At 66.3% G+C, this 24,719-nt stretch carries 23 protein-coding genes; 12 read left to right on the forward strand and 11 right to left on the reverse strand.

The genetic code is table 11. From position 1 onward, the window contains the following. The first annotated feature begins 126 nt into the window (after nucleotides 1–126). Together secD and secF are read left to right on the forward strand one after the other, a co-directional pair. A complete protein-coding gene (secD, locus tag P2869_RS14395; protein WP_277596833.1) occupies nucleotides 127–2,220 on the forward strand; it encodes a protein translocase subunit SecD in 2,094 nt (697 codons plus the stop codon). Nucleotides 2,221–2,235: 15 nt separating this feature from the next. Further along, nucleotides 2,236–3,186 (forward strand): protein translocase subunit SecF, encoded by a 951-nt coding sequence (gene secF, locus P2869_RS14400; protein ID WP_017776981.1) that lies wholly within the window; start codon nucleotides 2,236–2,238, stop codon nucleotides 3,184–3,186. Between the two features lie 165 nt (nucleotides 3,187–3,351). Here secF and P2869_RS14405 read toward each other — a convergent pair whose 3' ends face one another. The 4 genes from P2869_RS14405 to P2869_RS14420 all read right to left on the reverse strand — a co-directional run bounded on the left by P2869_RS14405 (nucleotide 3,352) and on the right by P2869_RS14420 (nucleotide 6,630). Further along, nucleotides 3,352–4,623 (reverse strand): MFS transporter, encoded by a 1,272-nt coding sequence (locus P2869_RS14405; protein WP_277596834.1) that lies wholly within the window; start codon nucleotides 4,621–4,623, stop codon nucleotides 3,352–3,354. 198 nt (nucleotides 4,624–4,821) lie between these two features. Then, nucleotides 4,822–5,409, reverse strand: a complete 588-nt coding sequence (locus P2869_RS14410; protein WP_176049034.1) for a YceI family protein — start codon at nucleotides 5,407–5,409, stop codon at nucleotides 4,822–4,824. Nucleotides 5,410–5,473: 64 nt separating this feature from the next. Further along, nucleotides 5,474–6,061, reverse strand: a complete 588-nt coding sequence (locus P2869_RS14415) for a YceI family protein (RefSeq protein WP_277596835.1) — start codon at nucleotides 6,059–6,061, stop codon at nucleotides 5,474–5,476. Nucleotides 6,062–6,069: 8 nt separating this feature from the next. Further along, nucleotides 6,070–6,630 carry a cytochrome b gene (locus P2869_RS14420; protein ID WP_017776985.1) on the reverse strand — a complete coding sequence of 187 codons (561 nt, stop codon included), beginning with the start codon at nucleotides 6,628–6,630 and terminating at the stop codon, nucleotides 6,070–6,072. Between the two features lie 523 nt (nucleotides 6,631–7,153). On the opposite strand from P2869_RS14420, the gene P2869_RS14425 reads away from it, so the two are divergent. From P2869_RS14425 to P2869_RS14445, 5 genes are all read left to right on the forward strand, one after another. Continuing rightward, nucleotides 7,154–7,930 carry a paraquat-inducible protein A gene (locus P2869_RS14425; protein ID WP_277596836.1) on the forward strand — a complete coding sequence of 259 codons (777 nt, stop codon included), beginning with the start codon at nucleotides 7,154–7,156 and terminating at the stop codon, nucleotides 7,928–7,930. Between the two features lie 6 nt (nucleotides 7,931–7,936). Further along, a complete protein-coding gene (locus tag P2869_RS14430; protein ID WP_017776987.1) occupies nucleotides 7,937–8,641 on the forward strand; it encodes a paraquat-inducible protein A in 705 nt (234 codons plus the stop codon). Beyond that, nucleotides 8,638–10,323 (forward strand): MlaD family protein, encoded by a 1,686-nt coding sequence (locus P2869_RS14435; protein ID WP_017776988.1) that lies wholly within the window; start codon nucleotides 8,638–8,640, stop codon nucleotides 10,321–10,323. Before P2869_RS14430 ends, P2869_RS14435 begins: the two co-directional genes overlap by 4 nt. An 8-nt stretch (nucleotides 10,324–10,331) precedes the next feature. After that, the gene (locus tag P2869_RS14440) at nucleotides 10,332–11,153 is read left to right on the forward strand and encodes a PqiC family protein (RefSeq protein ID WP_277596837.1); all 822 of its coding nucleotides are present in this window, start codon (nucleotides 10,332–10,334) and stop codon (nucleotides 11,151–11,153) included. A 196-nt stretch (nucleotides 11,154–11,349) separates the two neighbouring features. Then, nucleotides 11,350–12,669 (forward strand): class I SAM-dependent RNA methyltransferase, encoded by a 1,320-nt coding sequence (locus P2869_RS14445; RefSeq protein ID WP_277596838.1) that lies wholly within the window; start codon nucleotides 11,350–11,352, stop codon nucleotides 12,667–12,669. Nucleotides 12,670–12,766: 97 nt separating this feature from the next. Here P2869_RS14445 and P2869_RS14450 read toward each other — a convergent pair whose 3' ends face one another. Then, complete coding sequence (locus P2869_RS14450; protein WP_277598151.1) at nucleotides 12,767–13,108, reverse strand: metalloregulator ArsR/SmtB family transcription factor; 342 nt, start codon at nucleotides 13,106–13,108, stop codon at nucleotides 12,767–12,769. Nucleotides 13,109–13,374: 266 nt separating this feature from the next. Between P2869_RS14450 and P2869_RS14455 the strand changes: the two genes are divergently transcribed. Beyond that, nucleotides 13,375–13,764 (forward strand): VOC family protein, encoded by a 390-nt coding sequence (locus tag P2869_RS14455; protein ID WP_017776992.1) that lies wholly within the window; start codon nucleotides 13,375–13,377, stop codon nucleotides 13,762–13,764. Nucleotides 13,765–13,860: 96 nt separating this feature from the next. Then, nucleotides 13,861–14,547, forward strand: a complete 687-nt coding sequence (locus P2869_RS14460; protein WP_017776993.1) for a YafY family protein — start codon at nucleotides 13,861–13,863, stop codon at nucleotides 14,545–14,547. Nucleotides 14,548–14,573: 26 nt separating this feature from the next. On the opposite strand, the gene P2869_RS14465 is transcribed toward P2869_RS14460, so the two are convergent. The 3 genes from P2869_RS14465 to P2869_RS14475 are packed head-to-tail and all read right to left on the reverse strand — an operon-like array spanning nucleotide 14,574 to nucleotide 17,526. Then, nucleotides 14,574–16,028, reverse strand: a complete 1,455-nt coding sequence (locus P2869_RS14465) for an NAD(P)(+) transhydrogenase (Re/Si-specific) subunit beta (protein ID WP_277596839.1) — start codon at nucleotides 16,026–16,028, stop codon at nucleotides 14,574–14,576. A gap of 2 nt (nucleotides 16,029–16,030) precedes the next feature. Beyond that, on the reverse strand, nucleotides 16,031–16,360 hold the full coding sequence (locus tag P2869_RS14470; protein ID WP_042302460.1) for an NAD(P) transhydrogenase subunit alpha: 330 nt from the start codon (nucleotides 16,358–16,360) through the stop codon (nucleotides 16,031–16,033). 14 nt (nucleotides 16,361–16,374) lie between these two features. Further along, entirely contained in the window at nucleotides 16,375–17,526 is a 1,152-nt protein-coding gene (locus P2869_RS14475) for a Re/Si-specific NAD(P)(+) transhydrogenase subunit alpha (protein ID WP_277596840.1), read from the reverse strand. Nucleotides 17,527–17,804: 278 nt separating this feature from the next. Between P2869_RS14475 and P2869_RS14480 the strand changes: the two genes are divergently transcribed. From P2869_RS14480 to P2869_RS14490, 3 genes are all read left to right on the forward strand, one after another. Beyond that, a complete protein-coding gene (locus tag P2869_RS14480) occupies nucleotides 17,805–18,287 on the forward strand; it encodes an NUDIX hydrolase (protein ID WP_277596841.1) in 483 nt (160 codons plus the stop codon). Nucleotides 18,288–18,432: 145 nt separating this feature from the next. Further along, nucleotides 18,433–19,620 carry a tRNA 2-thiouridine(34) synthase MnmA gene (mnmA, locus tag P2869_RS14485; protein ID WP_277596842.1) on the forward strand — a complete coding sequence of 396 codons (1,188 nt, stop codon included), beginning with the start codon at nucleotides 18,433–18,435 and terminating at the stop codon, nucleotides 19,618–19,620. Nucleotides 19,621–19,897: 277 nt separating this feature from the next. Beyond that, complete coding sequence (locus P2869_RS14490; protein WP_277596843.1) at nucleotides 19,898–21,511, forward strand: FMN-binding glutamate synthase family protein; 1,614 nt, start codon at nucleotides 19,898–19,900, stop codon at nucleotides 21,509–21,511. Nucleotides 21,512–21,690: 179 nt separating this feature from the next. Here the strand turns inward: P2869_RS14490 and P2869_RS14495 are convergent, their stop codons facing one another. Genes P2869_RS14495 through P2869_RS14505 form a run of 3 tightly spaced genes read right to left on the reverse strand, consistent with a single transcriptional unit; the run spans nucleotide 21,691 to nucleotide 24,505 of the window. Then, nucleotides 21,691–22,551, reverse strand: a complete 861-nt coding sequence (locus P2869_RS14495; RefSeq protein ID WP_126878074.1) for an ABC transporter permease — start codon at nucleotides 22,549–22,551, stop codon at nucleotides 21,691–21,693. A gap of 21 nt (nucleotides 22,552–22,572) precedes the next feature. Then, on the reverse strand, nucleotides 22,573–23,415 hold the full coding sequence (locus P2869_RS14500) for an ABC transporter ATP-binding protein (RefSeq protein WP_277596844.1): 843 nt from the start codon (nucleotides 23,413–23,415) through the stop codon (nucleotides 22,573–22,575). A gap of 58 nt (nucleotides 23,416–23,473) precedes the next feature. Further along, a complete protein-coding gene (locus tag P2869_RS14505; RefSeq protein WP_017777002.1) occupies nucleotides 23,474–24,505 on the reverse strand; it encodes an ABC transporter substrate-binding protein in 1,032 nt (343 codons plus the stop codon). Nucleotides 24,506–24,719: the final 214 nt, after the last annotated feature.

Below are 24,719 nucleotides of genomic sequence, written 5' to 3' on the forward strand. Positions count from 1 at the left end.
ATTCCGGCGTCCGGCGCGGCTTCGTCGTGAGACACGCTGCCGCCGGCCGGCCACAAGGCCCGGCAACGCCGGACCTGCCCGCGCCGGACCTTCCCGATCAGGCAACCCATCCCGTTGGGCCATCCCATGAACCGTTACCCCCTCTGGAAATATGTCGCGATGCTGGTGGCGCTCGTCATCGGCCTCGTGTACACGTTGCCCAATTTCTTCGGCGAGGCGCCCGCGGTGCAGGTGTCGAGCGGCAAGGCTACGGTCAAGCTCGATTCCGGCACGCTCTCGCAGGTGGAAGCCGCGCTCGCCGCGAGCCACATCCAGGCTGACGACGTCACGTTCGACAACTCCGCGAACAACGCCAACATCCGTGTGCGCGTGCGCGACACCGACACGCAGCTGCGCCTGAAGGACCTGTTGCAGAAGTCGCTCAACGCCGACCCCAACGACCCGCAGTACATCGTCGCCCTGAACCTGCAAAGCGCCTCGCCACGCTGGCTCACGGCGCTGCACGCGCTGCCCATGTACCTCGGCCTCGACCTGCGCGGCGGCGTGCACTTCCTGCTGCAGGTCGACATGGCGGGCGCGCTGAACAAGAAGCTCGATTCCGACGCCTCCGACGCACGCACGCTGCTGCGCGACAACAACATCCGCGACGGCGGCGTGAACCGCGTCGGCCAGTCGGTCGTGGTCAGCTTCGCGGACCAGAACGTCGCCGAACAGGCCCGCACGCTGCTCTCGCGCAACGGCTCCGAACTGCAGTGGGCCGTGCAGCCCGCGGCAAGCGGCGGCTTCCAGGTGGTGGGCACGTTCACGCCCGCGGTCCAGAAGACGGTGCAGGACGCGGCCATCAAGCAGAACATCACCACGCTGCACAACCGCGTCAACGAACTGGGCGTGGCGGAGCCGGTGATCCAGCAGCAAGGCGCCGACCGCATCGTGGTCGAACTGCCCGGCGTGCAGGACACGGCAAAGGCGAAGGACATCATCGGCCGCACGGCAACGCTCGAAGCGCGCCTTGCCGACCCGCTCGGCCTGCATCCGGATCCGAACGCGCCCGTGCCGCCCGGCGACGAACTCTTCACGCAGGGCAACCAGGCACCGGTGCTGCTGAGAAAGCAGGTGATCTTCACGGGCGACCGCATCATCGACGCCTCGGCGGGCTTCGACGAGCATCAGCGTCCCTCGGTCAATATCCGTCTCGACTCGGCGGGCGGCCGCGCGGTGGCCAGCGTCTCGCGCGACAACATCGGCAAGCCGATGGCCATGGTGCTGTTCGAGAAGGGCAAGGGCGAAGTGCTCACGGTGGCGACGATCCAGTCCGAACTGGGCGACCGCTTCCAGATTACGGGCCAACCCACGCCGCAGGCCGCCACCGACCTCGCGCTGCTCCTGCGCGCCGGCTCGCTCGCGGCGCCCATGGACATCATCGAAGAACGCACGGTGGGCCCGAGCCTCGGCGCGGACAACATCAAGAAGGGCTTCGACTCGGTGGTCTACGGCTTCGCGGCCATCGCTGCGTTCATGGTCGTCTACTACATGCTGTTCGGCGCCATTTCGGTCATTGCGCTGTCGGTGAACCTGCTGTTGCTGGTGGCCGTGCTTTCGATGTTGCAGGCCACGCTCACGCTACCGGGCATCGCCGCTATCGCACTGGCGCTCGGTATGGCCATCGACGCGAACGTGCTGATCAACGAGCGCGTGCGCGAAGAACTGCGCAACGGCGCGCCGCCGCAGCTCGCGATCCAGAACGGTTACCAGCATGCATGGGCCACGATTCTCGACTCGAACGTGACGACGCTGATTGCAGGTCTCGCGCTGCTCGCGTTCGGCTCGGGCCCGGTGCGCGGCTTCGCGGTCGTGCACTGCATCGGCATTCTCACGTCGATGTTCTCCGCGGTGTTCTTCTCGCGCGGCCTCGTGAACCTCTGGTACGGCGGCAAGAAGAAGCTCAAGTCGCTCGCCATCGGCCAGGTGTGGCGTCCGGAAGGTGCAGGTGCCGGCGCGGCCGGTGCAGCCTTCGCGCCGCCCATGCCATCCCTGACCGACGGTAGCGACGGTAACGAGGAGAGCGAAGCTGCCACCAGCACGGCACGCGCCGCATCGGGCGCAGCGAACGCGGCGAACCGCCAGAAGGCGCAGGCACGTACCGGCAAGCCGGTGGTGCGGCGCCGTTCGGGTCCGGGCAGCTCCAGCCCGAACTCAGGCAAACCGGGCTCGTCCCGCTAAGGCCCGGAGAAGACCATGGAATTTTTCCGCATCCGTAAAGACATTCCGTTCATGCAGCGCGCGTTGCTCTTCAACGCGATCTCGCTCGTGACCTTCATTGCCGCCGTGTTCTTCCTGCTGCATCGCGGCCTGCACCTCTCGATCGAGTTCACGGGCGGTACCGTGATCGAGGTCCAGTATCCGCAGGCCGTGGACCTGGAGCCGGTGCGCGGCACGCTCGAGAAGATCGGCTACAGCGACGCGCAGGTGCAGAACTTCGGCACCTCGCGCGACGTGCTGATCCGCCTGCCGGTCAAGCAGGGGCTTTCGTCGGCGCAGCAGAGCGACCAGGTGATGTCGGCGCTCAAGGGGCAAAACGCGCAGGTGCAGTTGCAGCGCGTGGAGTTCGTGGGTCCGCAGGTGGGTAAGGAACTGGCCACCGACGGCCTGCTCGCCCTCGCCTGCGTGGTAGCCGGCATCGTGATCTACCTGTCGTTCCGCTTCGAGTGGAAGTACGCCGTGGCGGGCATCATCGCGAACCTGCACGACGTCGTGATCATTCTCGGCTTCTTCGCGTTCTTCCAGTGGGAGTTCTCGCTCTCCGTGCTGGCCGCGGTGCTCGCGGTGCTGGGCTACTCGGTGAACGAATCGGTCGTTATCTTCGACCGGATTCGCGAGACGTTCCGGCGTGAGCGCAAGATGAGCGTGATCGAAGTCATCAACCACGCGATCACGAGCACCATGTCGCGGACCATCATCACGCACGGCTGTACGCAGATGATGGTGCTCTCGATGTTCCTCTTCGGCGGCCCCACGCTGCACTACTTCGCGCTGGCCCTCACGGTGGGCATTCTGTTCGGCATCTACTCGTCCGTGTTCGTGGCAGCCGCGCTCGCCATGTGGCTCGGCGTGAAGCGCGAGGACCTCATCAAGGAACGGCGCGAGCGGCACGACCCGAACGATCCGAACGCGGGCGCACAGGTGTAATTGCACTTGCCGACGTAAGCATGCAAAAGCAGTCGACGTAAAAACGAAGGCCGGTTCGAAAGAACCGGCCTTCGTGCTTTATGGCGCCGCCGTGGCGGTTGATGGTGGTCGACAGCAAGCAATCGGTCACGCCCGGCCACGACGCACCATCGCCTTGAACGGCCTCTACCGAAACTGCAGCTTGCGTCGTGCCGCGATCAGCGCAGCGATGCTCAACGCCGCTGCGAGCATCACGTAGAAAGCAGGCGCCACCTTCGTGCCCGTCGCGCGAATCAGCCACGCGATGATGAACGGACCGAATCCGCCGAAAATCGTCACCGCGACGTTATAGGCGAGCGACATGCCGGTCGTGCGCGTCTGCACCGGAAATATCTCGGACAAGAGCCCGGGCAGCGACGCAAAGTAGCCCGTCATCAGCAAGCCGAACACAGCCTCGATGACGAGCAACGTGCCGAAGCCGGGATGGGCAACGAGCCAGGCGAAGCCTGGCAGGATCAGGACAAAGAGCAACACGGCCGAGACGAGCATGAGCCGCGTGCGGCCATGGATGTCCGAGAAGTGCCCGAACACGGGCGCGAGCACGAGTTGGATCACGCCCACGAGCATGATCGCCGCGAACGACACCGAAGGCGACAGCCCCAACTGCTTCACGCCGTAAGTGGGCATGAAGAGCACGAGATAGGTCGCGACGGTGCCGAGCACCACCGCGCCCATCGCAATCAGAAGACGCACCTTCTGCGAAGCGAACGTGTCGCGCAATGGCGTAGGCGTGGTCTCGGCGGCGAGGAATTCGGGCGTCTCGTCGAGGCGCGAGCGGATGTACCACGCCACCGGCCCGATCAGGAGCCCGAAGAGGAACGGCACGCGCCAGCCCCACGCGTCCATCTGCTGCGGCGTGAGCGCGCCGGACAGGAACGTGCCGAACGTAGCGGCAAGCAGCGTCGTGAGGCCCTGACTCGCAATCTGCCAGCTCGCATAGAAACCGCGCCGCGCGGGCACGTGCTCGGCGAGAAACGCGGTGGCGCTGCCGAACTCGCCGCCGGCCGAAAAGCCCTGCACCAGACGCGCCAGCACGAGCACGATGGGCGCCGCCACGCCAATCGACGCATAACCCGGCAGCACCGCGATCACGAACGTGCCGACCATCATCAGCAGGATGGAGAGCGTGAGCGCCGCCTTGCGTCCGCGCATATCCGCATAGGCGCCCAGCACGATGGCGCCGAGCGGCCGCATAAAGAACGACACGCCGAACGTACCCAGCGTGAGCAGCAGCGAAACCGTATCGTTGCCGGCCGGAAAGAAGAGCCGCGAAATGACGACCGCGAAAAAGCCGTAGACGACGAGATCGAACCATTCCAGCGCGTTGCCGATGGATGCCGCCACGATCAGCCGCCAGGAGCGGCTACCGGTGGCGACAGCCGGCGGGATTGCCGTCATGCCCCTGTTCATCGCGACCTCCGTTTGTATGTCGTTCTGGTTCGGGTAGTTACCGCCTTATTGGCTGCTTCGGGGTGTGCAGCCGTTCCATACGCAGCGTCCATGCCCGCGCACTGCCGTACGCGCGCCTGTCTGCTTCTGTTCGTTCGTCCGTTCAGGCGCGGGGCCGTTCGTACACAACGCGGCCCCGCGCGATGCCTACTGCTTGATTCCTTCGGCCTGGATATGCAGCGTCGTTTGCATGCTGAAGCCGTAGTCCTTGCCGAACGCGAGCCCGTAGTCCGAGCGGTCGAATGTGGCGCTCGCTTCCACGCCGCACACCTCGCGCTTGAACACGGGGTGCGGCATGCACTTGAACGACTCGATCTTGAGCGCAAGTGGCTTCGTCACGCCGTGCAGCGTGAAATCGCCGTCCACTTCCACGGGCCGCTCGCCGTCGAAGCGAATGCGCGTGCCCTTGTAGGTGGCCTTGGGATATTTCGCGACGTCGAAGAACTCGGCCTCCTTCAGGTGATCGTCGAGCTTGGCATTGCCCGTGTCGATGGACGCGACGTCGACCGTCACGTCCACCGTGCCCGTCTTCGCCTGACGGTCCAGCGTGACCGTGCCCGAGGTCTTCGTGAACTTCCCGCGCCAGATCGAAAGGCCGCCCAGATGGTCGGCCTCGAAGCTCGGATAGGTGTGGTTCGGGTCGAGCATGTAGGTGTCGGCAGCGAACGCACCGGCCGAACCCAACGACAGCGACGCGCCCAGCGCCGCCATGGCAAACAGCTGTGACTTCTTCAAGTCCTGTCCTCCTCACAGACAATCGACGACACGAAAACACCGCGGCACACGACAGCAGCAGTCTCTATTTGCGCGCGGCAACGATGTGAAACTTGATGACCACTTCGTCGGCCACGGTGGAGGTGTCCTTCCAGTCGCCCGTGCCCACGTCGAATTGCAGGCGGCGGATCGGCAACGTGCCGTCGAAAGCCTGCGCGGAACCCTGCTGGGAGTACGCAACGGGCACGACCACCGTCTGCGACTTGCCCTTGATGGTGAGCTTGCCCGTCACCTTGTACTGATTACCGCCGGCCGGCGCGATGGCGCTGGAAACGAAGGTGGCCTGCGGCCAGGTCTTTGCATCGAACCAGTCCTTGCCACGCACCGAGTCGTTGAAGCTCTCGTCGCCCAGATCGTAGCTGGCCACGTCCACCGTGAATTGCGCGCTGCCCGCGGCGGGTTTGGCGGGATCGAAACTGAGCTGCGCGGTGAACTTCCTGAACCGGCCTTCCACCGGCACGTTCATCTGCTTCGAGGTCGCGGTAATCGAGCTCTTCGCGAGATCCACCTGGCTTGCCGCGCCGGTCTCGGCAAGCGCGCGGCCGGGCGCCGCCGCGTTCAGAGCAGCCGCGGCGAATACGGCCAGCATGTAGCGATAGAACGAACCCTTCATGTTTGTCCTTATTTGAGGAACGGAATCATGCGCGACAGCAGGCCGTCGCGGTCGAGCCATTGATGCTTGATCGCCGCCGCCACATGCAGCACCACGAGCACGGCGAGCGAGTAATCGAGCGTGACGTGCATCGTGCGGAACACCGTCTTGAGCACGGGATCAGGGCCGATCAGCATGGGCAACTGCACCAGCCCGAGATAGACAACCGGCACGTTGGCCGCGGAGCTGAACAGATAACCCGAGACCGGCACGGCCACCATCAGCACATAGAGCAGCGCATGCACGCCGTGCGCGAGCACGCGCTGCCAGCCCGGCATGCGGCGCGGCAACGGCGGCGCCCGGTGCGTGGCGCGCCAGACGATGCGCAGCACGGCGAGCGCGAACACCGTCACGCCGATCCACTTGTGCCAGGAATAGTAGCGAAGCTTGGTGGGCGTGAGGCCCGGAATGCCCGTCATCACCCAGCCGAGCGCGAAGGCACAGACGATGAGAAGCGCGATCAGCCAGTGGAACCCGATCGCCGTGCGGGTGTACGGCTCGGGCGAGGCAAAGGAAGGACGGGATGGCATGACGATCCGGACGCTAACGCATTACGTTCAACGTGGCAGCCGGCGCGCTTATTCCATCCGTAAGGGGGAAAAGCTGCGCGCGAGGCCGCCGCCCATGCCGCGCCGGCGTCCGGCGAAGCGAGGACGCCACGCAGCCCTGCAAACGGCGCATGACCCGGTACGGCGCTAAAAGCAACCGCGCAAACAGCGGACAACAGCCGGGGATGTCAAGGCCGCCATGCTACTCCAGCCTTGGGCCGTCCTGCATGAAGACTGGCGTAACGGAACGAAAGGAAGGCGCGAGGGTCGATATTCCGGCATTCGCCGGTCTCGGCCTTGCCCAGCCCCGTTGTGCGTGGCCCGGCATGGGTTTGGTAACATGGTGGCGCCTTTTGGACCGTCCAGCCGGTTCGTACCGCGCCACACGGCGCCCGGCACCGCCGCTTTCGTCCGGCTGCTTCACGGACGATCAGACAGACGATCAGGCCGTTCAAGCCATTTAGGCCGATCAAGCCGTTTAGGCCGTTTTATCCAGCACGCCCACATGGAACGAGACAATCTGATCGCATGCCACGAGTGCGACGCGCTGTTCCGCAAGCCACTGCTACGCGCCCGGCTCACCGCGCGTTGCCCGCGCTGCGGCGCGGCGCTCTATCACGGCTCGTCCGCCCAGTTGGACCGCATCTGCGCGATGACGCTCGGCGCGCTCATCACGTTCATCATTGCCCAGTCGTTTCCGATTCTCGAACTCGACGCGAACGGCGTCACCTCGCGCGCGAGCCTGTTCGGCGCGCTCGTCGTGCTCTGGGAAGAGCACATGGAACTGGTCGCGGTCATGGTGTTCTGCTGCACGGTCCTGTTCCCGCTGACCGAACTCGTCGCCCTGCTCTACGTGCTGCTTCCCGTGCGCCAGGGCCACGTTCCGCCCGGCTTCAACCGCGTGCTGCGCGCCATCCAGTTCGTGCGGCCCTGGGGCATGATCGAAGTCTTCATGCTGGGCGTGCTCGTCACCATCGTGAAAATGGTGAGCCTCGCGCGCGTGATTCCCGACGTCGCGCTGTTCGGCTTCGGCGCGCTCACGCTCATGTCGACGGTGGTCGTGACCTTCGATTCGCGCACGCTCTGGGACATCGCCGACGAACTGCGGGCGCGCCGCGCGTCTCGCCAACCGGGCCGGTCCGGGCCGGCGTCCGGGTCAGGCGACAATCCGGGCGGTCACTCCGGTCGCCATTCCGGCGCAACGGTAGGCGGTGGTCCCGGCGCAAGCGCGGGCGCCGTACCCGGCCGTCGTCCCGCCCCGCTCGCCGCGCGCAAGGACTGACGCCCCATGCGATACCTCACTGCCAGGCGCGCCGGCCTCGTTTCCTGCCATGCCTGCGGCCGCGTGCAGCCCTGGCTGCGCTCGGTCGGCAAACAGCATTGCTCGCGCTGCGATGCGGTGCTGCACCGGCGCAATCCCGACAGCCTCATGCGCACCTGGGCGCTGCTCGCCGCCGCCGCCATCCTCTACATTCCGGCCAACCTGCTGCCCATCATGCATACGTCCTCGCTCGTGGGCAGCGACGACAACACGATCATGAGCGGCGTGGTCTACTTCTGGACCTCGGGCGAATGGCCGCTCGCCGTGATCGTGTTCGTGGCGAGCATCGTGGTGCCCATGCTCAAGCTCTCGGTGCTCACGCTGCTCACGCTCACCGCGCAGCGTCGCTCCGCATGGCGGCCCAACGAACGGGTGCGGCTCTACCGCATCATCGAGTTCATCGGGCGCTGGTCGATGCTGGACGTCTTCGTGGTCACCATGACCGTGGCGCTGGTGCGCTTCCAGTCGCTTGCCGTCATCACGGCGGGGCCGGGCGCCCTGGCTTTCGGCTCGGTCGTGATTCTCACCATGATCGCCTCGATGCAATTCGACCCGCGCCTGATCTGGGATGCCGTCGAGGAAGACGGGCCCTGGGCGTCCTCGGTTCCGTCCGCGGCGGCCCCGCACACTAAAAACGAACAACCACCCTCAACAGAGGATCCTGCTTCATGAACAGCACGCAAGGACCCACGCCGCCGGCGCCACCCGAGTCGCAGGACGCGCGCACTGCAAGCGGTGCCGGCGCGTCCGTGCCGCCCGCGGTGCCCCCCGAGCTTCCGGACCCCGACGTCGAGCCGCCCCGCCGCTGGCTGCCTTCGCTCGTCTGGATCGTGCCGCTGCTCGCCGCGCTGATCGGCGTGGCGCTCGTGGTGAAGTCCGTGCTCGCGCAAGGGCCCAACATCACGATCAGCTTCGTGAGCGCCGAAGGGCTGGAGCCCGGCAAGACCCAGGTCAAGTACAAGGACGTCAACATCGGATCGGTGAAATCGATCCGGCTGTCGAAGGATCTTTCGCACGTGCTGGTGCAGGTGGAACTCACCAAGGAAGCCGAGAACTTCGCCGTGAAGGACAGCCGCTTCTGGATCGTGCGTCCGCGCGTGGGTACGACGGGCGTGTCCGGACTCGGTACGCTGCTTTCGGGCGCCTACATCGGCGTGGATGCCGGCCGCTCCAGCGAAAGCGAAACGGATTTCGTGGGCCTCGAAACCCCGCCGCCCGTCACCATCGACCAGAAGGGCCACCAGTACACGCTGCACGGCGACTCGCTCGGTTCCATCGATATCGGCTCGCCGATCTTCTACCGCCGCGTCCAGGTGGGCCAGGTCACGGGCTTCTCGCTAGACAAGGGAGGCACGGGCGTCACGGTGCAGGTGTTCGTCTCCGCGCCCTACGACCAGTACGTGGGCACCAACACGCGCTGGTGGCATGCCAGCGGCGTAGACCTGCGGCTCGACGCGAGCGGACTCAAGCTCAACACGCAGTCGCTTGCCACGGTGATCGTGGGCGGCCTCGCGTTCCAGGCGCCGCCCGGCCAGTCCGCGGGCACCAACGCGCCCAACGGCACGATGTTCCGCTTAGGCGCCGACGAAAGCGACGCGATGCGCGAGCCCGACGGCATTCCGGTGCGCGTGGTGATGAACTTCAACCAGTCGCTGCGCGGCCTTTCGGTGGGCGCGCCCGTGGACTTCCGCGGCATCGTGCTGGGCCAGGTGACCGACATCGGCGTTGAGTACGATCCGAAGACGCACGAGTTCACGATGCCGGTCACGATGGACCTCTACCCCGACCGCCTGCGCCGCCACTCGCGCAACCAGATGCCGATGCAAAGCACGCCCGAGGCGAGCGAGATGCTCAAGACGCTGGTGAAGCATGGTCTGCGCGGCCAGCTGCGCACGGGCAACCTGCTCACCAACCAGCTCTACGTCGCGCTCGACCTGTTCCCGAAGGCGCCGCCCGCCACCGTGGACGTGACGCGCGAGCCCATCGAGCTGCCCACCATTCCGAACACGCTCGACGAACTGCAACTGCAGGTGGCCGACATCGCGAGGAAGCTGGACAAGGTGCCGTTCGACCAGATCGGCACCAATCTCAACAGCGCGCTCAAGAACGCCGACCGCCTGTTCTCGCGGCTCGATACCGAAGTGGTACCGCAGGCGCGCGACACGCTTTCGGCCGCGAAGCAGACCTTCGGCGCCGCCGAAGCAACGCTCCAGCAAGACTCGCCGCTGCAGTCCGACGTGCACCAGGCGCTGCAGGAACTCACGCGCACGCTGCAGTCGCTCAACGCGCTGTCCGATTACCTCGAACGCCACCCCGAATCGCTGTTGCGCGGCAAGCCGGGGGACAAGCCATGAAAAACGCCATGCTTCGCACCCTGCTTCGTTCCCGGACCACGGCCACCGCTGCCGCTGTTGCCACCGCTGCGCTCACGATGCTCGCCGCGTGTTCTTCGTCGCCGCCCAGCCGGTTCTATACGCTCAGCACCGCGCCCGGTGCTGGCGTCGACACGGCGCAGCGCACGGCGGCGGCCGCGGCCAATCCTTCGCTGCTGATCGAAGTGGCGCCGGTCGACATGCCGTCGCAGGTCGCGCGAAACCAGCTCGTCGTGCAGAAAGACGCGAACCAGGTGAGCGTGCTGGAAGAGGAGCGCTGGGCGTCGCTGCCCGGCGACGAGGTGCGGCGCGCGCTCTCGGGCGACCTTGCGCAGCGGCTCGGCACGATCGACGTCTACGGCGCACCGTATCCCGAGGGCGTGCCGGTGTACCGCGTCAGCGTCAACGTGCATCGCTTCGAATCCTGGCCTGGCTCGCATGCGCTCATCGACGCCGTATGGAGCGTGCGGCCAGTGGGTAGCCGCGCCGTGATGACCTGCCGCAGCGTGGCAAGCGTGCCGGTGGCGAGCGGCTACGACGCGCTCGTGGACGGGCATCGGCGCGCGGTGGAGGCGATCGCTACGGCGATCGCGGGCGGCGTGCAGTCGCTCGCGGCGCTGCCGCGGATGGCGGACACGGATGCCGCGGCGAGGGTCGGGAAAGGCGCGTCCCGGGCGAGCGCGCCGCGAACGGCAGCAACGGCGGAAACGACAGCGGCACCGGCTGCGCCCGTCGTGCCCTGCCCCGTAACGGCGATGTCGCCGGATGCCGCTTCGGCCGGCTCGTCGGCGGCCGTTAGCTCGGGCAGCTGATGCCACGAGGCGGCGCCGCTTTCGCGCGGCGGAATGCACAAAACGAGTCCGCGCCGCTGCTATTGAAGCTGCAGATGCGACGGAAGCCCCGGAGCCGCCGAGCCGCGCAACGAAGCATGACGCCGACACGAAGCGACCGGCCGCCCAAACCCGACCGCGTACAATAGCGCCTTCCCCGCAGCGTTCCGCCCTCCTCATGTCTTTCGATTTCTTCGTTCCCTGTCCGCGCGGCCTCGAAGCCGCCCTTGCCGCCGAGATCGCCGAGATCGGCTCGCGCCATCTGCGCGCCGGCGCCCTGCAATCGGGCAGCGACGTGCCGGGCGGCGTGCATTTCCGCGGCGACTGGTCGGCCGGCATGGCCGTGAACCTGCACTCGCGCATCGCGAGCCGCGTGCTGCTCAAGATCGCGCAGCAGCCGTACCGCAACGAGCAGGACATCTACAACCTCGCGCGCGAGCAGCGCTGGGAGCAGTGGTTCTCGGCCAACGAGACGCTGCGCGTCGACATCACGGCGATCAAGTCGCCGCTGCGCAGCCTGGAGTTCGCGACGCTGCGCGTGAAAGACGCGGTCTGCGACCGCTTGCGCGAAGTGAGCGGCGCACGGCCCAGCATCGATACCGCCGTGCCCGACGTGCGCGTCTTCGCGTTCCTCACGGCAGCCGAGTGCACGCTGTACCTCGATACGTCGGGCGAGCCGCTCTTCAAGCGCGGCTGGCGGCTCGACAAGGGCGCGGCGCCGCTGCGCGAAAACCTGGCTGCGGGCATCCTGCGCCTCACCGGCTGGGCGCCCGGCACGCCGCTCTACGACCCGATGTGCGGCAGCGGCACGTTCCTCGCCGAGGCGGCGCAGATCGCGCTCAACATCGCGCCCGGCGTGGACCGTCGTTTCGGTTTCGAAAAGCTCAAGCAGTACGACATCACCGCATGGCAGACGCTGAAGGTCGCCGCCATGGACGCCAAGCGCGCGGCCCGCGGCGCGCGCACGAATCTGCAGATCTACGGCAGCGACATTTCGGGCGACATGCTGGACAAGGCGCGCGCGAATATCGAGCGCGCGGGCCTGCCGGCAGTGCCGCTCAAGCAGGTCGATGCGCGCGCCATGACGCCGCCCACCGACGCACCCGGCATCCTCGTGGCGAACCCGCCCTACGGCGAGCGGATCGAGGTGCGAGGCCGCGGCCCGCGCGGCGAGATTCGCGACACCGGTCGGCGGGCCGAGCGCGACGCCTACGACGACGAAGGCTTTCGCCGCACGCAGCCCGATGCGCCGGACAGCGAGTTCTTCCATGCCATCGGCGATGCGCTCAAGCAGCGCTTCACCGGCTGGCGCGCGTTCTTCCTCACGTCGGACCGCAAGCTCCCGGGTCAGCTGCGGCTGCGCGAATCGGCTAAGACGCCGCTCTTCAACGGCGCGCTCGAATGCCGTCTGTTCCGCTTCGACCTGATCGCGGGCAGCGTGCGGCAACGCGCGAGCGCGGCGCCCGCCGAAAACGACGGCGAAGCCAGCGGCGGCTGAACGCTCGCTGCGCCGGGGCGATTCCACGGCGTAGCAGCCCCCGCCCGCTCCCCGGCGGCGGCGTTCCACGCCGCGGCAGCCAGCACTGCACGGCTCATCACCCTTCCCGCTCCTCCTCGTCCCCCGCATCAGCACGCGCCTCGAGCCCCCGCTTGAGGTCGTGCAGCGCGCGTAACCGGTCGCGTTCGAACTTGCCGATCCAGCGCTCCGCAATCTCATGGATCGGCACAGGGTTCAGGTAATGCAGCTTTTCGCGTCCGCGCCAGGCGGTCGCGACCAGATTCGCTTCTTCCAGTAGCGCCAGGTGCTTGCTCACGGCCTGGCGCGTCATCGCGAGGCCCTCGCAAAGCTCGCCCAGCGTTTGTCCATTGCGCGCGTGCAGCAGGTCGAGCAGCTGACGGCGCGTCGGGTCGGCCAGCGCCTTGAATACGGCGTCCATACGTTGGTGGGAACCTCGTTCGTGTTTTGCGGCCTGGCCCGTCTGTTCGGGGATCCGCACGAAGATGCGCGTGCAGGCCTGCAATCGGCGTCCATTATGCAACCATGAGGTTGCACGTCAAGCGCGGCGCACCCTTCCATTCGACGATGCGGCTCTTTCACGCCGTCCAGCCAAGCTACTGACAGAACGCTGTCAGCAGCGGCCCCGCACACTTCCATCACGCCATCCGGCGCCTTCAGGACTTACCGACAATCAAGGAGCGTGTCATGTCAGCAGATCAATCGCGCGTCATCGCCTGGTTCGACATTCCGGCCGTGGACTTCGACCGCGCCACCCGTTTCTACGAAGCCGCGCTCGACGTCGAACTGCGGCGCGAAGTGGTGAGCGGCATTCCGATGGCCATCTTCGGCCGCGGCGAAGCCGACACCGGCGGCTGCATCGTGTTCAACCCGCAGCAGCACAAGCCCGACAACGAGGGCGTGCTCGTCTACCTGAACGCGAAGCCCACGGTGACGGACGCGCTCGAGCGCGTGGAGCGCGCGGGCGGCAAAAAGCAGGGGCCGGCTATCGAACTGCCGAACAACTACGGCTACATCGGCTACTTCATCGATACCGAAGGCAACCGTGTCGGCCTGCATTCGCTCAAGCTCGCCTAAGCCACGCAGGCGCGGCGCAAGCGGTTCGCGAAACACGGCGAGCCGCCTGCGCCCGCGCGCTATGATCGCCGCATTCCACCCACCGCACCCGCCACGATGACCCGTCGCGCCGACCGCCTGTTCCAGATCGCCGAGCTGCTGCGCGGCCGGCGGCTCACGACTGCGCAGCAGCTGGCCGAATGGCTCAACGTGTCGGCGCGCACCGTGTATCGCGACGTGCGCGACCTGCAGCTGTCAGGCGTGCCGATCGAAGGCGAAGCGGGCATCGGCTACCGGCTCTCGCGCGCGGCCAGCCTGCCGCCGCTCATGTTCACCGCCGACGAACTCGCGGCGCTCGCCACCGGCGCGCGGATGCTCGAAACGTGGGGCGGCGCGGGCCTCGCGGGCGGCGCCCGCAGCGCGCTCGCGAAAATCGCCTCAGCCATGCCGGCCGACAAGCGCGCGGCGCTCGAACGGCTCGCCGTGTTCGTGCCGTCGTTTCATATCGACGGCGAGTTTTCGAAGAAGGTGGACACGCTGCATCGCGCCGTGGATACGCGGCTCGTGGTGAGCTTCGGCTACGAAGACCGGCTGGGCGCGCAGACCGAGCGGCGCGTGTGGCCGCTCGGTCTCGTCTACTGGGGCGGGCGCTGGACGGTGGGCGCCTGGTGCGAACTGCGCGAAGACTTCCGCAACTTCGACATTGCGCGCATGAAGGGCGTGGCAGTGCACGAGCACTTTCCCGACATGAGCGGCCGACGCCTCGCGGACTATCTGCGCGTGGTGAACGCGCCGTCGCGGTGACGGCGCGCTTGTGACCTCAACGTGGATCACTCGACCGACTTCACCATGTCCTCGATCACCTTCTTGGCGTCGCCGAACACCATCATCGTCTTGTCCATGTAGAACAACTCGTTGTCGAGACCGGCGTAGCCCGCTGCCATCGACCGCTTGTTGACGATGACGGTGCGCGCCTTGTACGCCTCGATGATGGGCATGCCCGCAATCGGCGACTTCGGATCGTTCTTCGCCGCCGGGTTCACCACGTCGTTCGCGCCGAGCACCAGCACCACGTCGGTCTGGCCGAACTGGTTGTTGATGTCGTCCATCTCGAAGACAAGGTCGTAGGGCACCTCGGCTTCGGCGAGCAGCACGTTCATGTGCCCCGGCATGCGGCCCGCCACGGGGTGAATGGCGTAACGCACGTCGATGCCCTTCTCGATGAGCTTGTCGGTGAGCTCCTTCAACGCGTGTTGCGCGCGGGCGACCGCGAGCCCGTAGCCCGGCACGATCACCACCGTTTCCGCGTTGCCGAGCATGAACGACGCGTCTTCGGCCGACCCCGACTTCACCGGCCGCTGCTCCTGCGTGCCGGCCGCCGCGGCCGCGCCGGGCTCTGCGCCGAAGCCGCCCAGCAGCACGTTGAAGAACGAGCGGTTCATCGCGTGGCACATGATGTACGAGAGAATCGCGCCCGACGAACCCACCAGTGACCCCGCAATGATCAGCATCGCGTTGTTGAGCGAGAAGCCGATGCCCGCGGCAGCCCAGCCCGAGTACGAGTTGAGCATCGACACCACCACCGGCATGTCGGCCCCGCCGATCGGGATGATGATGAGCACGCCGAGCGCGAACGCGATCACCGTCATGATGATGAACGGCAGCCACGACTGCGTGAGAAAGAAGATCACGCCGAAGCCGACCATCGCGATGGCGAGCATCAGGTTCAAGAGATGCTGGCCCGGATACACCACCGGCGCGCCCTGGAAGAGCCGGAACTTGTACTTGCCCGAGAGCTTGCCGAACGCGATCACCGAGCCCGAAAACGTGATCGCGCCCACGAACGTGCCGATGAAGAGTTCGATGCGGTTGCCGTAGGGCAGGAAGCCCGCATACGGCGCATCCTCGGCACCCAGACCGAACGCGGCCGGTTCGGCAACCACGGCATACGCGATGCACACGGCCGCGAGACCGATCAGCGAGTGCATGGCCGCCACGAGTTCGGGCATCTTCGTCATCTCGACGCGCGCGGCCACATAGGCGCCAATCGCGCCGCCCACCACGAGCGCACCGAACAGCAGCCCAAGGCCGAGACCGAGATTCGACCCGAGGGAGCCGGCCTGCTTCACGATCAGCGCGATGGTCGTGAGGATGGCGATGGCCATGCCCACCATGCCGAACACGTTGCCGGCCCGCGCACTCTTCGGATTGGACAGCCCCTTGAGCGCCTGGATGAAGCACACCGAGGCCAGCAGGTAGAGCAGCGTCACCACGTTCATGCTCATTTTTACGCGCCCTCCTTGCCGGTGGCGCCGCTTTGCTTCCTGGGTTCTTTCTTTCTGAACATCTCCAGCATTCGCCTTGTCACCAGAAAGCCGCCGAACACGTTCACGGCCGCGAGCAGCACCGCGAGCGTGCCGAAGAACTTGCCGGCGCCACCCACCGTGAGCGCCGTAGCGAGCATGGCGCCCACGATCACGATGGCCGAAATCGCGTTGGTGACCGCCATGAGCGGCGTGTGCAGCGCGGGCGTGACGTTCCACACCACGTGATAGCCCACGTAGACCGCCAGCACAAAGATGATCAGGTTGATGACCGTATGGTTGATGACTTCCATCGCCGCGTTTCTCCTCATGCCTTGCGCGTGACGGCGCCGTCGCGAGCCAGCAGCGTGGCCGCGACGATGTCGTCCGCGAGATCGATGTTGAGCGTGCCTTCCTTCGTGACGATCAGCTTCAGGAAGTCGAGCAGGTTGCGCGCGTAGAGCGAAGACGCGTCCGCCGCCACCATTGCCGCCAGATTCGTGTAGCCCACGATCGTCACGCCGTGCTTCGTCACCACCTGGTCCGCCACCGTGAGCGGGCAGTTGCCCCCGCGGCGGCCGGTGGCTTCATCGGACACGGGACCGCGCCCCGCTGCAAGGTCCACCACCACGGAACCCGGCTTCATGGCCTCCACCGTCTGCGCGGGCAGCAGCGTGGGCGCGTCGCGGCCCGGAATCAACGCGGTGCTGATCACGATGTCGGCCTGGCGCGCGCGTTCGTGCACGAGCGCCGACTGGCGCGCGAGCCACGACGGCGGCATGGGCCGCGCGTAGCCGCCCACGCCTTCGGCCGCTTCGCGCTCTTCCTGCGTCTCGTAGGGCACGTCGAGGAATTTGGCGCCCAGCGACTCGATCTGCTCCTTCACGGCCGGCCGCACGTCGGATGCTTCGATCACGGCGCCCAGCCGCCGCGCCGTGGCGATGGCCTGCAGACCCGCCACGCCCGCGCCCAGCACGAGCACGCGCGCGGCCTTCACCGTACCGGCGGCGGTCATCAGCATCGGCATGAAGCGGGGGTAGAAGTGGGCGGCCACGAGCACCGCCTTGTAGCCGGCGATGTTGGCCTGGGACGAGAGCACGTCGAGGCTTTGCGCGCGCGTGGTGCGCGGCGCGGCTTCCAGCGCGAAGGCGGTGAGCCCCGCTTCGGCCAGTTGCGCGGCATTCGCGGCATTGAACGGATCGAGCATGCCGCAGAGCACGGCGCCACGCTTCATGAAAGGCAGCTCGCTCACGGAGGGCGACTGCACCTTGAGCACGAGGTCGGCGGCGAAGGCTGTGGCCGCGTCGGTGATCTCGGCGCCCGCGGCAATGTAGGCCTCGTCGGTGAAGCTCGCGGCAGTACCCGCGCCCGCCTGCACGGTGACGCGATGCCCCTGACTCACGTACTTCTTGACCGTCTCGGGCGTCGCGGCCACTCGGGTTTCGTTCGCCCGCGTCTCGGCAGGCACTCCGATATGCATCCTGGAACCCTCCTTCTTATTGCTCATCAAGCGCTTATCAAGCGAATAAAGCGAAGACAGGGGCCGGCCACGGTGCGCCGGCGTCTCGTGCAGCGGCTACCGCGCCACTTTAACCGAAAGTGGGGGGCGAACCGTAATCCGCACAATCCCGGCCGTGCGCGCCGCTTCCGGGCTGATGCTGGCCTCGCTCGCGCATGATTCGGGCTTGACTCGGGTTTGACCCGGGCTTGAAAGCGGTCTGAAGCGAGGCGCTCCGCCAACCGGTAAAATGTCGGCCCATGGAACCGGAAATCTGGGCCCCGCACGTTACGGTGGCGGCCATCGTCGAGCGCGGCGGGCGTTTTCTCCTCGTGGAGGAGCACACATCCCAGGGCCTGCGGCTGAACCAGCCGGCCGGGCATCTCGAGGCGGGCGAATCGCTCGTCGACGCGGTGATCCGCGAAACGCTCGAGGAAACGGCGCATCCGTTCGTGCCGCAGGCGCTCGTCGGCGTGTACATGACACACTTCGGCCAGCCCCACGAAAGCGGCGCCACCTACCTGCGTTTCACGTTCTGCGGCACGGCGGGCGAGGCGCTCGCGGATCGCGCGCTCGACGCCGACATCGTCCGCACGCTATGGATGAGCGCCGACGAACTGCGCGCGGCGGGCGAGCGGCATCGCACACCGCTCGTCATGCGCTGCATCGACGATTACCTCGCGGGACGCCGCGTTCCGCTCGATTTCGTGCACACGCACGCGGTGGGGCCGCGGCGCTCATAAGCGCGATGCCGGCGGGCGGTCGTAAGTCGAGTGATCGGCGACGTACCCTGCGGCATCAACCTCAGGCATCAACCCGCGGCACCGGTCCAGCATCAATCGGCAATATCAATTTGCAGCACCAACAAGCAGCAACAGGCAGCAAGCCATGAGCAAACAGAAAGTCGTAGTGGGCATGTCGGGCGGCGTGGATTCGTCGGTCACCGCGTGGCTGCTCAAGGAGCAGGGATACGACGTGGTCGGTCTTTTCATGAAGAACTGGGAAGACGACGACGACAGCGAATACTGCTCGACCCGTGAAGACTGGATCGACGTGGTCTCGGTAGCGGACCTGATCGGCATCGACGTCGAAGCCGTCAACTTCGCCGCCGAATACAAGGACCGCGTGTTCGCGGAGTTCCTGCGCGAGTACTCGGCGGGCCGCACGCCGAACCCGGACGTGCTCTGCAACGCCGAGATCAAGTTCAAGGCGTTCCTCGACCACGCCATGAGTCTGGGCGCCGAGCGCATCGCGACGGGCCACTACGCGCGCGTGCGCGAGAACGACGGCCGCTTCGAATTGCTGAAGGCCACGGACCACACCAAGGACCAGTCGTACTTCCTGCACCGCCTCAACCAGGCGCAGCTGTCGAAGACGATGTTCCCGCTCGGCGAGATCCCGAAGACGAAAGTGCGCGAGATCGCGGCGCAAATCGGGCTGCCGAACGCGAAGAAGAAGGACTCCACGGGCATCTGCTTCATTGGCGAACGGCCGTTCCGCGACTTCCTGAACCGCTATCTGCCGACGAAGCCCGGCCCGATGAAGACGCCCGAAGGCAAGGTGGTGGGCGAGCACATCGGCCTTGCGTTCTATACGTTCGGCCAGCGCAAGGGCATTGGCCTTGGCGGCAGCAAGGACGGCAGCGGCGAGCCCTGGTTCGTGGCGGCCAAGGACATTGCCTCGAACACGTTGTACGTCGTGCAGGGCCACGATCATCCGTGGCTGCTCTCAGAGACGCTGCGCGCCGGCAATGTGAGCTGGGTGGCAGGCGAGCCCCCCGCGGACGGCCACGCCTGCGGCGCGAAAACGCGCTATCGCCAGGCCGATGCGGCGTGCGTCTTCCACGCGCTGCCGTCTTCGCCGGCCGATTCAGGCGAAACCGGCGATGCCGGCGCCGCCTTCCAGCTGCGCTTCACCGAAGCGCAATGGGCCGTGACGCCCGGCCAGTCCGCCGTGCTGTACGACGGCGACGTGTGCCTGGGCGGCGGCATCATCGAAAGCGCGGCGACGGCCCGGCCCGCGCCGCAACCCGCCGCACGCGAGCCGCAGCAGGCGGCGCTGCTGGGCGCGCGATAAACACGAACTACGCGCCAACCCAGCGCCGAACAAGCTCTTCACAAGCGCCGACACGATTGAGCGAGGGCCACCGCCCTCGCTCACCTCGCCGCCACGCTCCACGCTTTCCATTCCTTCACACGCCTTTCGGCACCTTTCGCAGGACGTTCATTCCGTCTCGCGCACCAGTGAGTTTCACAGCCGCGCCCTTCATCTTGCGGCATCATTCGGGGCACAACCGGCCGGTGCGCTGCACACGAAGCGCGCCGGCCTCCTTCGTTCACCCCGAGGAGACCGTATGTTTTCCCGACGCTATCTGGCCATGTGGTGCGCCGTGGTGCTGCTTGCCGCCTGCGTTGCCGCCGCTGCGCTCCATCATCTGTCCTGGTTCTGGAGCCTGATTCCGGCGCTCCTCGTCGCTCTCGGACTGGCCGACCTCACTCAGGAGCGCCACGCGATTCTGCGCAACTATCCGCTCTGGGGTCATCTGCGTTTTGCGTTCGAGTTCATTCGTCCCGAGATTCGCCAGTACTTCGTTGAAGACGACACCGAAGAAAAACCGTTCTCGCGTCAGCAGCGCAGCATCGTCTACCAGCGTGCGAAGAACGAAGTGGACAGCCGGCCCTACGGCACCGAACTCGACGTACGCGCCGCCGGTCACGAATGGATCAGCCACTCGCTCATGCCGACGCAACTCCCGAACCACGACTTCCGCATTCTCGTCGGACCGGATCGCGAGCAGCCCTACGCGCTCTCCATCTTCAACGTCTCGGCCATGAGCTTCGGCTCGCTCTCGGCCAACGCCATTCGCGCACTCAATCTGGGCGCGAAGAAAGGCGGCTTTGCGCACGACACGGGCGAAGGCTCGCTCTCGAAGTACCACCGCGAACACGGCGGCGACATCATCTGGGAAATCGCCTCGGGATACTTCGGTTGCCGTAACGACGACGGCACCTTCAACGCCGAGAAGTTCGCGCGCGAGGCCGCGGACCCGCAGGTGAAGATGATCGAAGTGAAGCTCTCGCAGGGCGCCAAACCGGGCCACGGCGGCGTGCTGCCCGCCGCGAAGATCACACCCGAAATCGCCGAGACACGCGGCGTGCCGATGGGCCGCGACTGCATCTCGCCCGCCACGCACTCCGAGTTTTCGACGCCGCGCGGGCTGCTCGAATTCGTCGAACGGCTGCGCAAGCTCTCGGGCGGCAAGCCCACGGGCTTCAAGCTCTGCATCGGCCACCCGTGGGAGTTCTTCGGCATCGCCAAGGCGATGCTAGAAACGGGCATCCTGCCCGACTTCATCGTAGTGGACGGCGCGGAAGGCGGAACGGGCGCCGCGCCGCTCGAATTCACGGATCACATCGGCGTGCCGCTTCAGGAAGGGCTGCTGCTCGTGCACAACACGCTGGTGGGTTGCGGGCTGCGCGAGAAAATCCGCATCGGCGCGAGCGGCAAGATGATTACTGCATTCGACATCGCGAAGACGCTCGCCATCGGCGCGGACTGGATCAACTCCGCGCGCGGCTTCATGTTCGCCGTGGGCTGCATCCAGGCCCAGACCTGCCACACGGGACGCTGCCCCACCGGCGTCGCGACGCAAGACCCGGTGCGCCAGCGCGCGCTCGTCGTGCCCGACAAGGCCGACCGCGTATTCAACTTCCACCACAACACGCTGCACGCGCTCAAGGAAATCGTGCAGGCGGCGGGCCTCAGGCATCCGTCGGAACTGCGCGCGCATCACATCGTGCGGCGCGTGTCGTCGCACGAGGTTCAGCTGATGTCGCAGCTGCTCAAGTACCTGGAGCCGGGCGACCTGCTCAACGGCAACTATCGCTATACGCTCTACGAGCAGTGGTGGCCCGTGGCACGCAGCGACTCGTTCGCGCCGCGACGGGAAGAAGCGGTGACGGCCTAGCGAGCCCCCGCGCGCAACCCTGCGCTTCAAAAGAAAAACCCCGCCGAAGCGGGGCAATGTGGTCAACGTGACGTAACCACGCGAAAGAACGGATGAAGCCGAAGGCGCGGACCGATGCTGTGCAACACGGGCCGCGCCTGATGTTTGTGCGGCGGCGTTAGAGAACGCTCAGCGCACGATCAAACCGCCATCGGCCGCCACTTGAGCAGACGCTGTTCGACTGCGGTCAACAGGTAATCCGCAGCGAGCGCCACCACGGCCAGCACGATCATCGCCGCGAACACGCCGCTCGCGTTGAACGCGCCTTGCGCCGTCGAGATCAGCAGGCCGATACCCTGCTTCGAACCCAGGAACTCGCCCACCACCGCACCAACCAGCGCGAAGCCGAAGCTCACGTGCAGGCTCGCGAGAATCCAGCTGAGCGCCGAGGGAATCACCACCGCCGTCGTCACCTGGCGACGCGAAGCGCCGAGAATCTGTGCGTTCGCGATCATGTAGCGGTCCGCTTCGCGCACGCCCTGGAACGCATTGGCGAACACCACGAAGAACACCATCACCACGGCGAGCGCCACCTTCGACGCCATGCCGAGGCCCAGCGCGATCACGAACACCGAACCCAGCACCACGCGCGGAATGGAGTTGGCGATCTTGATGTAGATGCTGAACACGTCGGAAAGCAGCTTGTTGCGGCCCAACACGATGCCGCAGAACACGCCCGCCACCGAGCCGATCAGAAAGCCGAGCCCGGTCTCTTCGAGCGTGACCCACACCTGCGTCAAAAGCGGCCCTTGCGAGGTGCCGTTGACGAACCAGTCGACGATCTGCGCGAAGATCTGCGACGGCATGGAGAAGAAGAACGGATCGATCCATTTGAGCCGCGCCGCGACTTCCCAGCCGCCCAGCACGACGACGAGCACGGCGATGCGCAGGCCGATCACGAGCGCGTGGCGGCGCCGGATGCGCTGCTGGGCGACGCGCTCGACCTGTGCGAGCGCCGTGGCGTCGATGCCCACGGGCATCGCTTGTTGAGGGGTAGACATGATGTGCTCCGCTTTCGTTGATTAGCCGATCTGCACTTCTTCGCGCAGGTCGTGCCAGATGTCGCGCGAGATTTCGATGAAGCGCGGGTCGTAGCGCACCTCGGAGGTGATGCGCGGACGCGGCAGATCGATCTCGTACACCTTCTTGAGCGTGGCCGGGCGTGCCGTCAGCACGAACACGCGGTCGGCCAGCGCAATCGCCTCTTCCAGATCGTGCGTGACGAACACCACCGACCCCGCATTCGCCGACCACAGTTGCAGCAGTTCGTCCTGCATCAGCGTGCGGGTCTGCATGTCGAGCGCGGAGAACGGCTCGTCCATGAGCAGGATTTCCGGCCTGTTGATGAAGGTCTGCGCGAGCGCCACACGCTTGCGCATGCCGCCCGACAGCTGATGCGGGTAGTGCTTGCCGAACTTCTCGAGGCCCACGCGGCGCAGCCATTCGTTGGCCTCGTCGTAGGCCGCAGACTTCGAGCGGCCGCGAAACAGCGGACCTGCCGCGACGTTGTCGAGCACCGAGCGCCACGGGAACACGGCGTCGGCCTGAAACACGAAGCCGATGCGCGGGTCGATGCCGTCCACGGGCTGGCCCATCACGCGCACTTCGCCCGTGGTGGGCTTGAGCAGGCCCGTAATCATGCTGAGCGTCGTGGACTTGCCGCAGCCCGTGGGCCCGACGACCGCAACGAACTCGCCTCGCGCTACCGACATGCTGAAGTCGCGCAGCGCGATCGTCGCCTTGCCGTCGGGGCTGATGAAGCGGCACGAGACGTTGCGCAGCTCGATGGCCGGCGCGCCCGCTGGCAACCCATTCGGCGAGCCATTCAGCGAGCCGTTCGTGGAAAGGGGTACAGGTCGATTCATCGCTTGCAGTTCCGCTGTTGTCTTGACCGCCATGTGTGACTCACGCGCAATGCGCAGGTTATTTCGCCGCCGTCTTCACCGACGAGACGAACTCGTTCGTGTAAGTGCGCGCCAGATCGATATGCTTGCCCTTCACCGAGGGGCTGAACGACGAGAGCACCTTCAGCACCGTGTCCGGACCGTCGGCGGGCATCTTGCCGTCCTTCGTGAACATGGGCAGCGACGCCTTCAGCGCGCCTACGTAGAGGTCGCGATTGTTGCCGTAGTAGTCCTTCGGCATCTTGTCGGCGATCTCGTCGGCGCTATGCGTCGCGATGAAGTTCAGCGTCTTCACGAAGGCGCGCGCGAGCTTCGCGGCTTCCTCCTTGTGCGACTCGGCCCACGCGCGCTGCACGTAGAAGCTCGAGGCCGGATACGTGCCGCCCAGCGCGGCGCGCGTGCCGTCGAGCGTACGCATGTCGACCAGCACCTTCGCGTCGCCGGTCTTCAGCAGTTGCGAGACGGTGGGCTCGGTCGTCATGCCGGCATCGATGCGGCTTTGCTTGATGGCAGCGATGAAGCTGGCGTCCGCGCCCACGGGCAGCAGTGTGTATTGCGTGGAGGGCACGCCGGCGCGCTGCGCGAGGTATTGCGTGAGAAAGCTCGTGGACGAACCGAGGCCGGTCACGCCAAGGGTCTTGCCCTTCACGTCGGCCATGCTCTTCAGGCTGCCGGCGGCCTTGGTGGCCACCATTTCCACTTCACCGGGCACCTGGCCGAAGATCACGAGTGCTTCGACTTCCTTGCCCTTGCTCTGCAGGTCGATGGTGTGATCGTAGAAACCCACCACGCCCTGCACGGCGCCTGCGAGCAGTTCGTTTTCCGCATCGACGCCGGCGGGCTGCGACTGGATCTCGACGTCGAGGCCTTCTTCCTTGAAGTAGCCGAGTTGCTCGGTGAGCTTGGCCGGCAGGTAGATGATCTTGGTCGCGCCACCCACCATGATCGTGATCTTCGAGGATTCGGCCGACGCCGACGTCGGGGCCGCGGCAAGCGCGAACGCCAGCACGGCAAAACTCGACAGGGCAGCCACTTTACGCAGGGTACGCATGAAGAAAGTCTCCTTGGTTGGGCGGACCGCCTGGTGCTTCGCCGCTGGCCTTGGGTCTGGGCTTACTGCGGCGCGGTCCTTTCTGGGCCTGGTCTTGAGCCAGGCGTGAGGCGGATTATAGAAATCCGAATCCTTCTGCCAGCTATCGGCCGGCAGCGGCAAGCATTCGTGTTAACCCGCAATGCCGCGAGCCGCCCGCGTGGCGGGTGAGCCA

The organism is Paraburkholderia sp. SUR17 (genome assembly GCF_029536165.1).
In the GTDB taxonomy this organism is placed as follows: domain Bacteria; phylum Pseudomonadota; class Gammaproteobacteria; order Burkholderiales; family Burkholderiaceae; genus Paraburkholderia; species Paraburkholderia kururiensis.

Coding starts and splice junctions, on each gene's coding strand:
- secD (WP_277596833.1), top strand. CDS start 127: ATGAACCGTTACCCCCTCTGGAAATATGTCGCGATGCTGGTGGCGCTC.
- secF (WP_017776981.1), top strand. CDS start 2,236: ATGGAATTTTTCCGCATCCGTAAAGACATTCCGTTCATGCAGCGCGCG.
- P2869_RS14405 (WP_277596834.1), bottom strand. CDS start 4,623: ATGACGGCAATCCCGCCGGCTGTCGCCACCGGTAGCCGCTCCTGGCGG.
- P2869_RS14415 (WP_277596835.1), bottom strand. CDS start 6,061: ATGAAGGGTTCGTTCTATCGCTACATGCTGGCCGTATTCGCCGCGGCT.
- P2869_RS14420 (WP_017776985.1), bottom strand. CDS start 6,630: ATGCCATCCCGTCCTTCCTTTGCCTCGCCCGAGCCGTACACCCGCACG.
- P2869_RS14425 (WP_277596836.1), top strand. CDS start 7,154: ATGGAACGAGACAATCTGATCGCATGCCACGAGTGCGACGCGCTGTTC.
- P2869_RS14430 (WP_017776987.1), top strand. CDS start 7,937: ATGCGATACCTCACTGCCAGGCGCGCCGGCCTCGTTTCCTGCCATGCC.
- P2869_RS14435 (WP_017776988.1), top strand. CDS start 8,638: ATGAACAGCACGCAAGGACCCACGCCGCCGGCGCCACCCGAGTCGCAG.
- P2869_RS14440 (WP_277596837.1), top strand. CDS start 10,332: ATGCTTCGCACCCTGCTTCGTTCCCGGACCACGGCCACCGCTGCCGCT.
- P2869_RS14445 (WP_277596838.1), top strand. CDS start 11,350: ATGTCTTTCGATTTCTTCGTTCCCTGTCCGCGCGGCCTCGAAGCCGCC.
- P2869_RS14450 (WP_277598151.1), bottom strand. CDS start 13,108: ATGGACGCCGTATTCAAGGCGCTGGCCGACCCGACGCGCCGTCAGCTG.
- P2869_RS14455 (WP_017776992.1), top strand. CDS start 13,375: ATGTCAGCAGATCAATCGCGCGTCATCGCCTGGTTCGACATTCCGGCC.
- P2869_RS14460 (WP_017776993.1), top strand. CDS start 13,861: ATGACCCGTCGCGCCGACCGCCTGTTCCAGATCGCCGAGCTGCTGCGC.
- P2869_RS14465 (WP_277596839.1), bottom strand. CDS start 16,028: ATGAGCATGAACGTGGTGACGCTGCTCTACCTGCTGGCCTCGGTGTGC.
- P2869_RS14470 (WP_042302460.1), bottom strand. CDS start 16,360: ATGGAAGTCATCAACCATACGGTCATCAACCTGATCATCTTTGTGCTG.
- P2869_RS14475 (WP_277596840.1), bottom strand. CDS start 17,526: ATGCATATCGGAGTGCCTGCCGAGACGCGGGCGAACGAAACCCGAGTG.
- P2869_RS14480 (WP_277596841.1), top strand. CDS start 17,805: ATGGAACCGGAAATCTGGGCCCCGCACGTTACGGTGGCGGCCATCGTC.
- mnmA (WP_277596842.1), top strand. CDS start 18,433: ATGAGCAAACAGAAAGTCGTAGTGGGCATGTCGGGCGGCGTGGATTCG.
- P2869_RS14490 (WP_277596843.1), top strand. CDS start 19,898: ATGTTTTCCCGACGCTATCTGGCCATGTGGTGCGCCGTGGTGCTGCTT.
- P2869_RS14495 (WP_126878074.1), bottom strand. CDS start 22,551: ATGTCTACCCCTCAACAAGCGATGCCCGTGGGCATCGACGCCACGGCG.
- P2869_RS14500 (WP_277596844.1), bottom strand. CDS start 23,415: ATGAATCGACCTGTACCCCTTTCCACGAACGGCTCGCTGAATGGCTCG.
- P2869_RS14505 (WP_017777002.1), bottom strand. CDS start 24,505: ATGCGTACCCTGCGTAAAGTGGCTGCCCTGTCGAGTTTTGCCGTGCTG.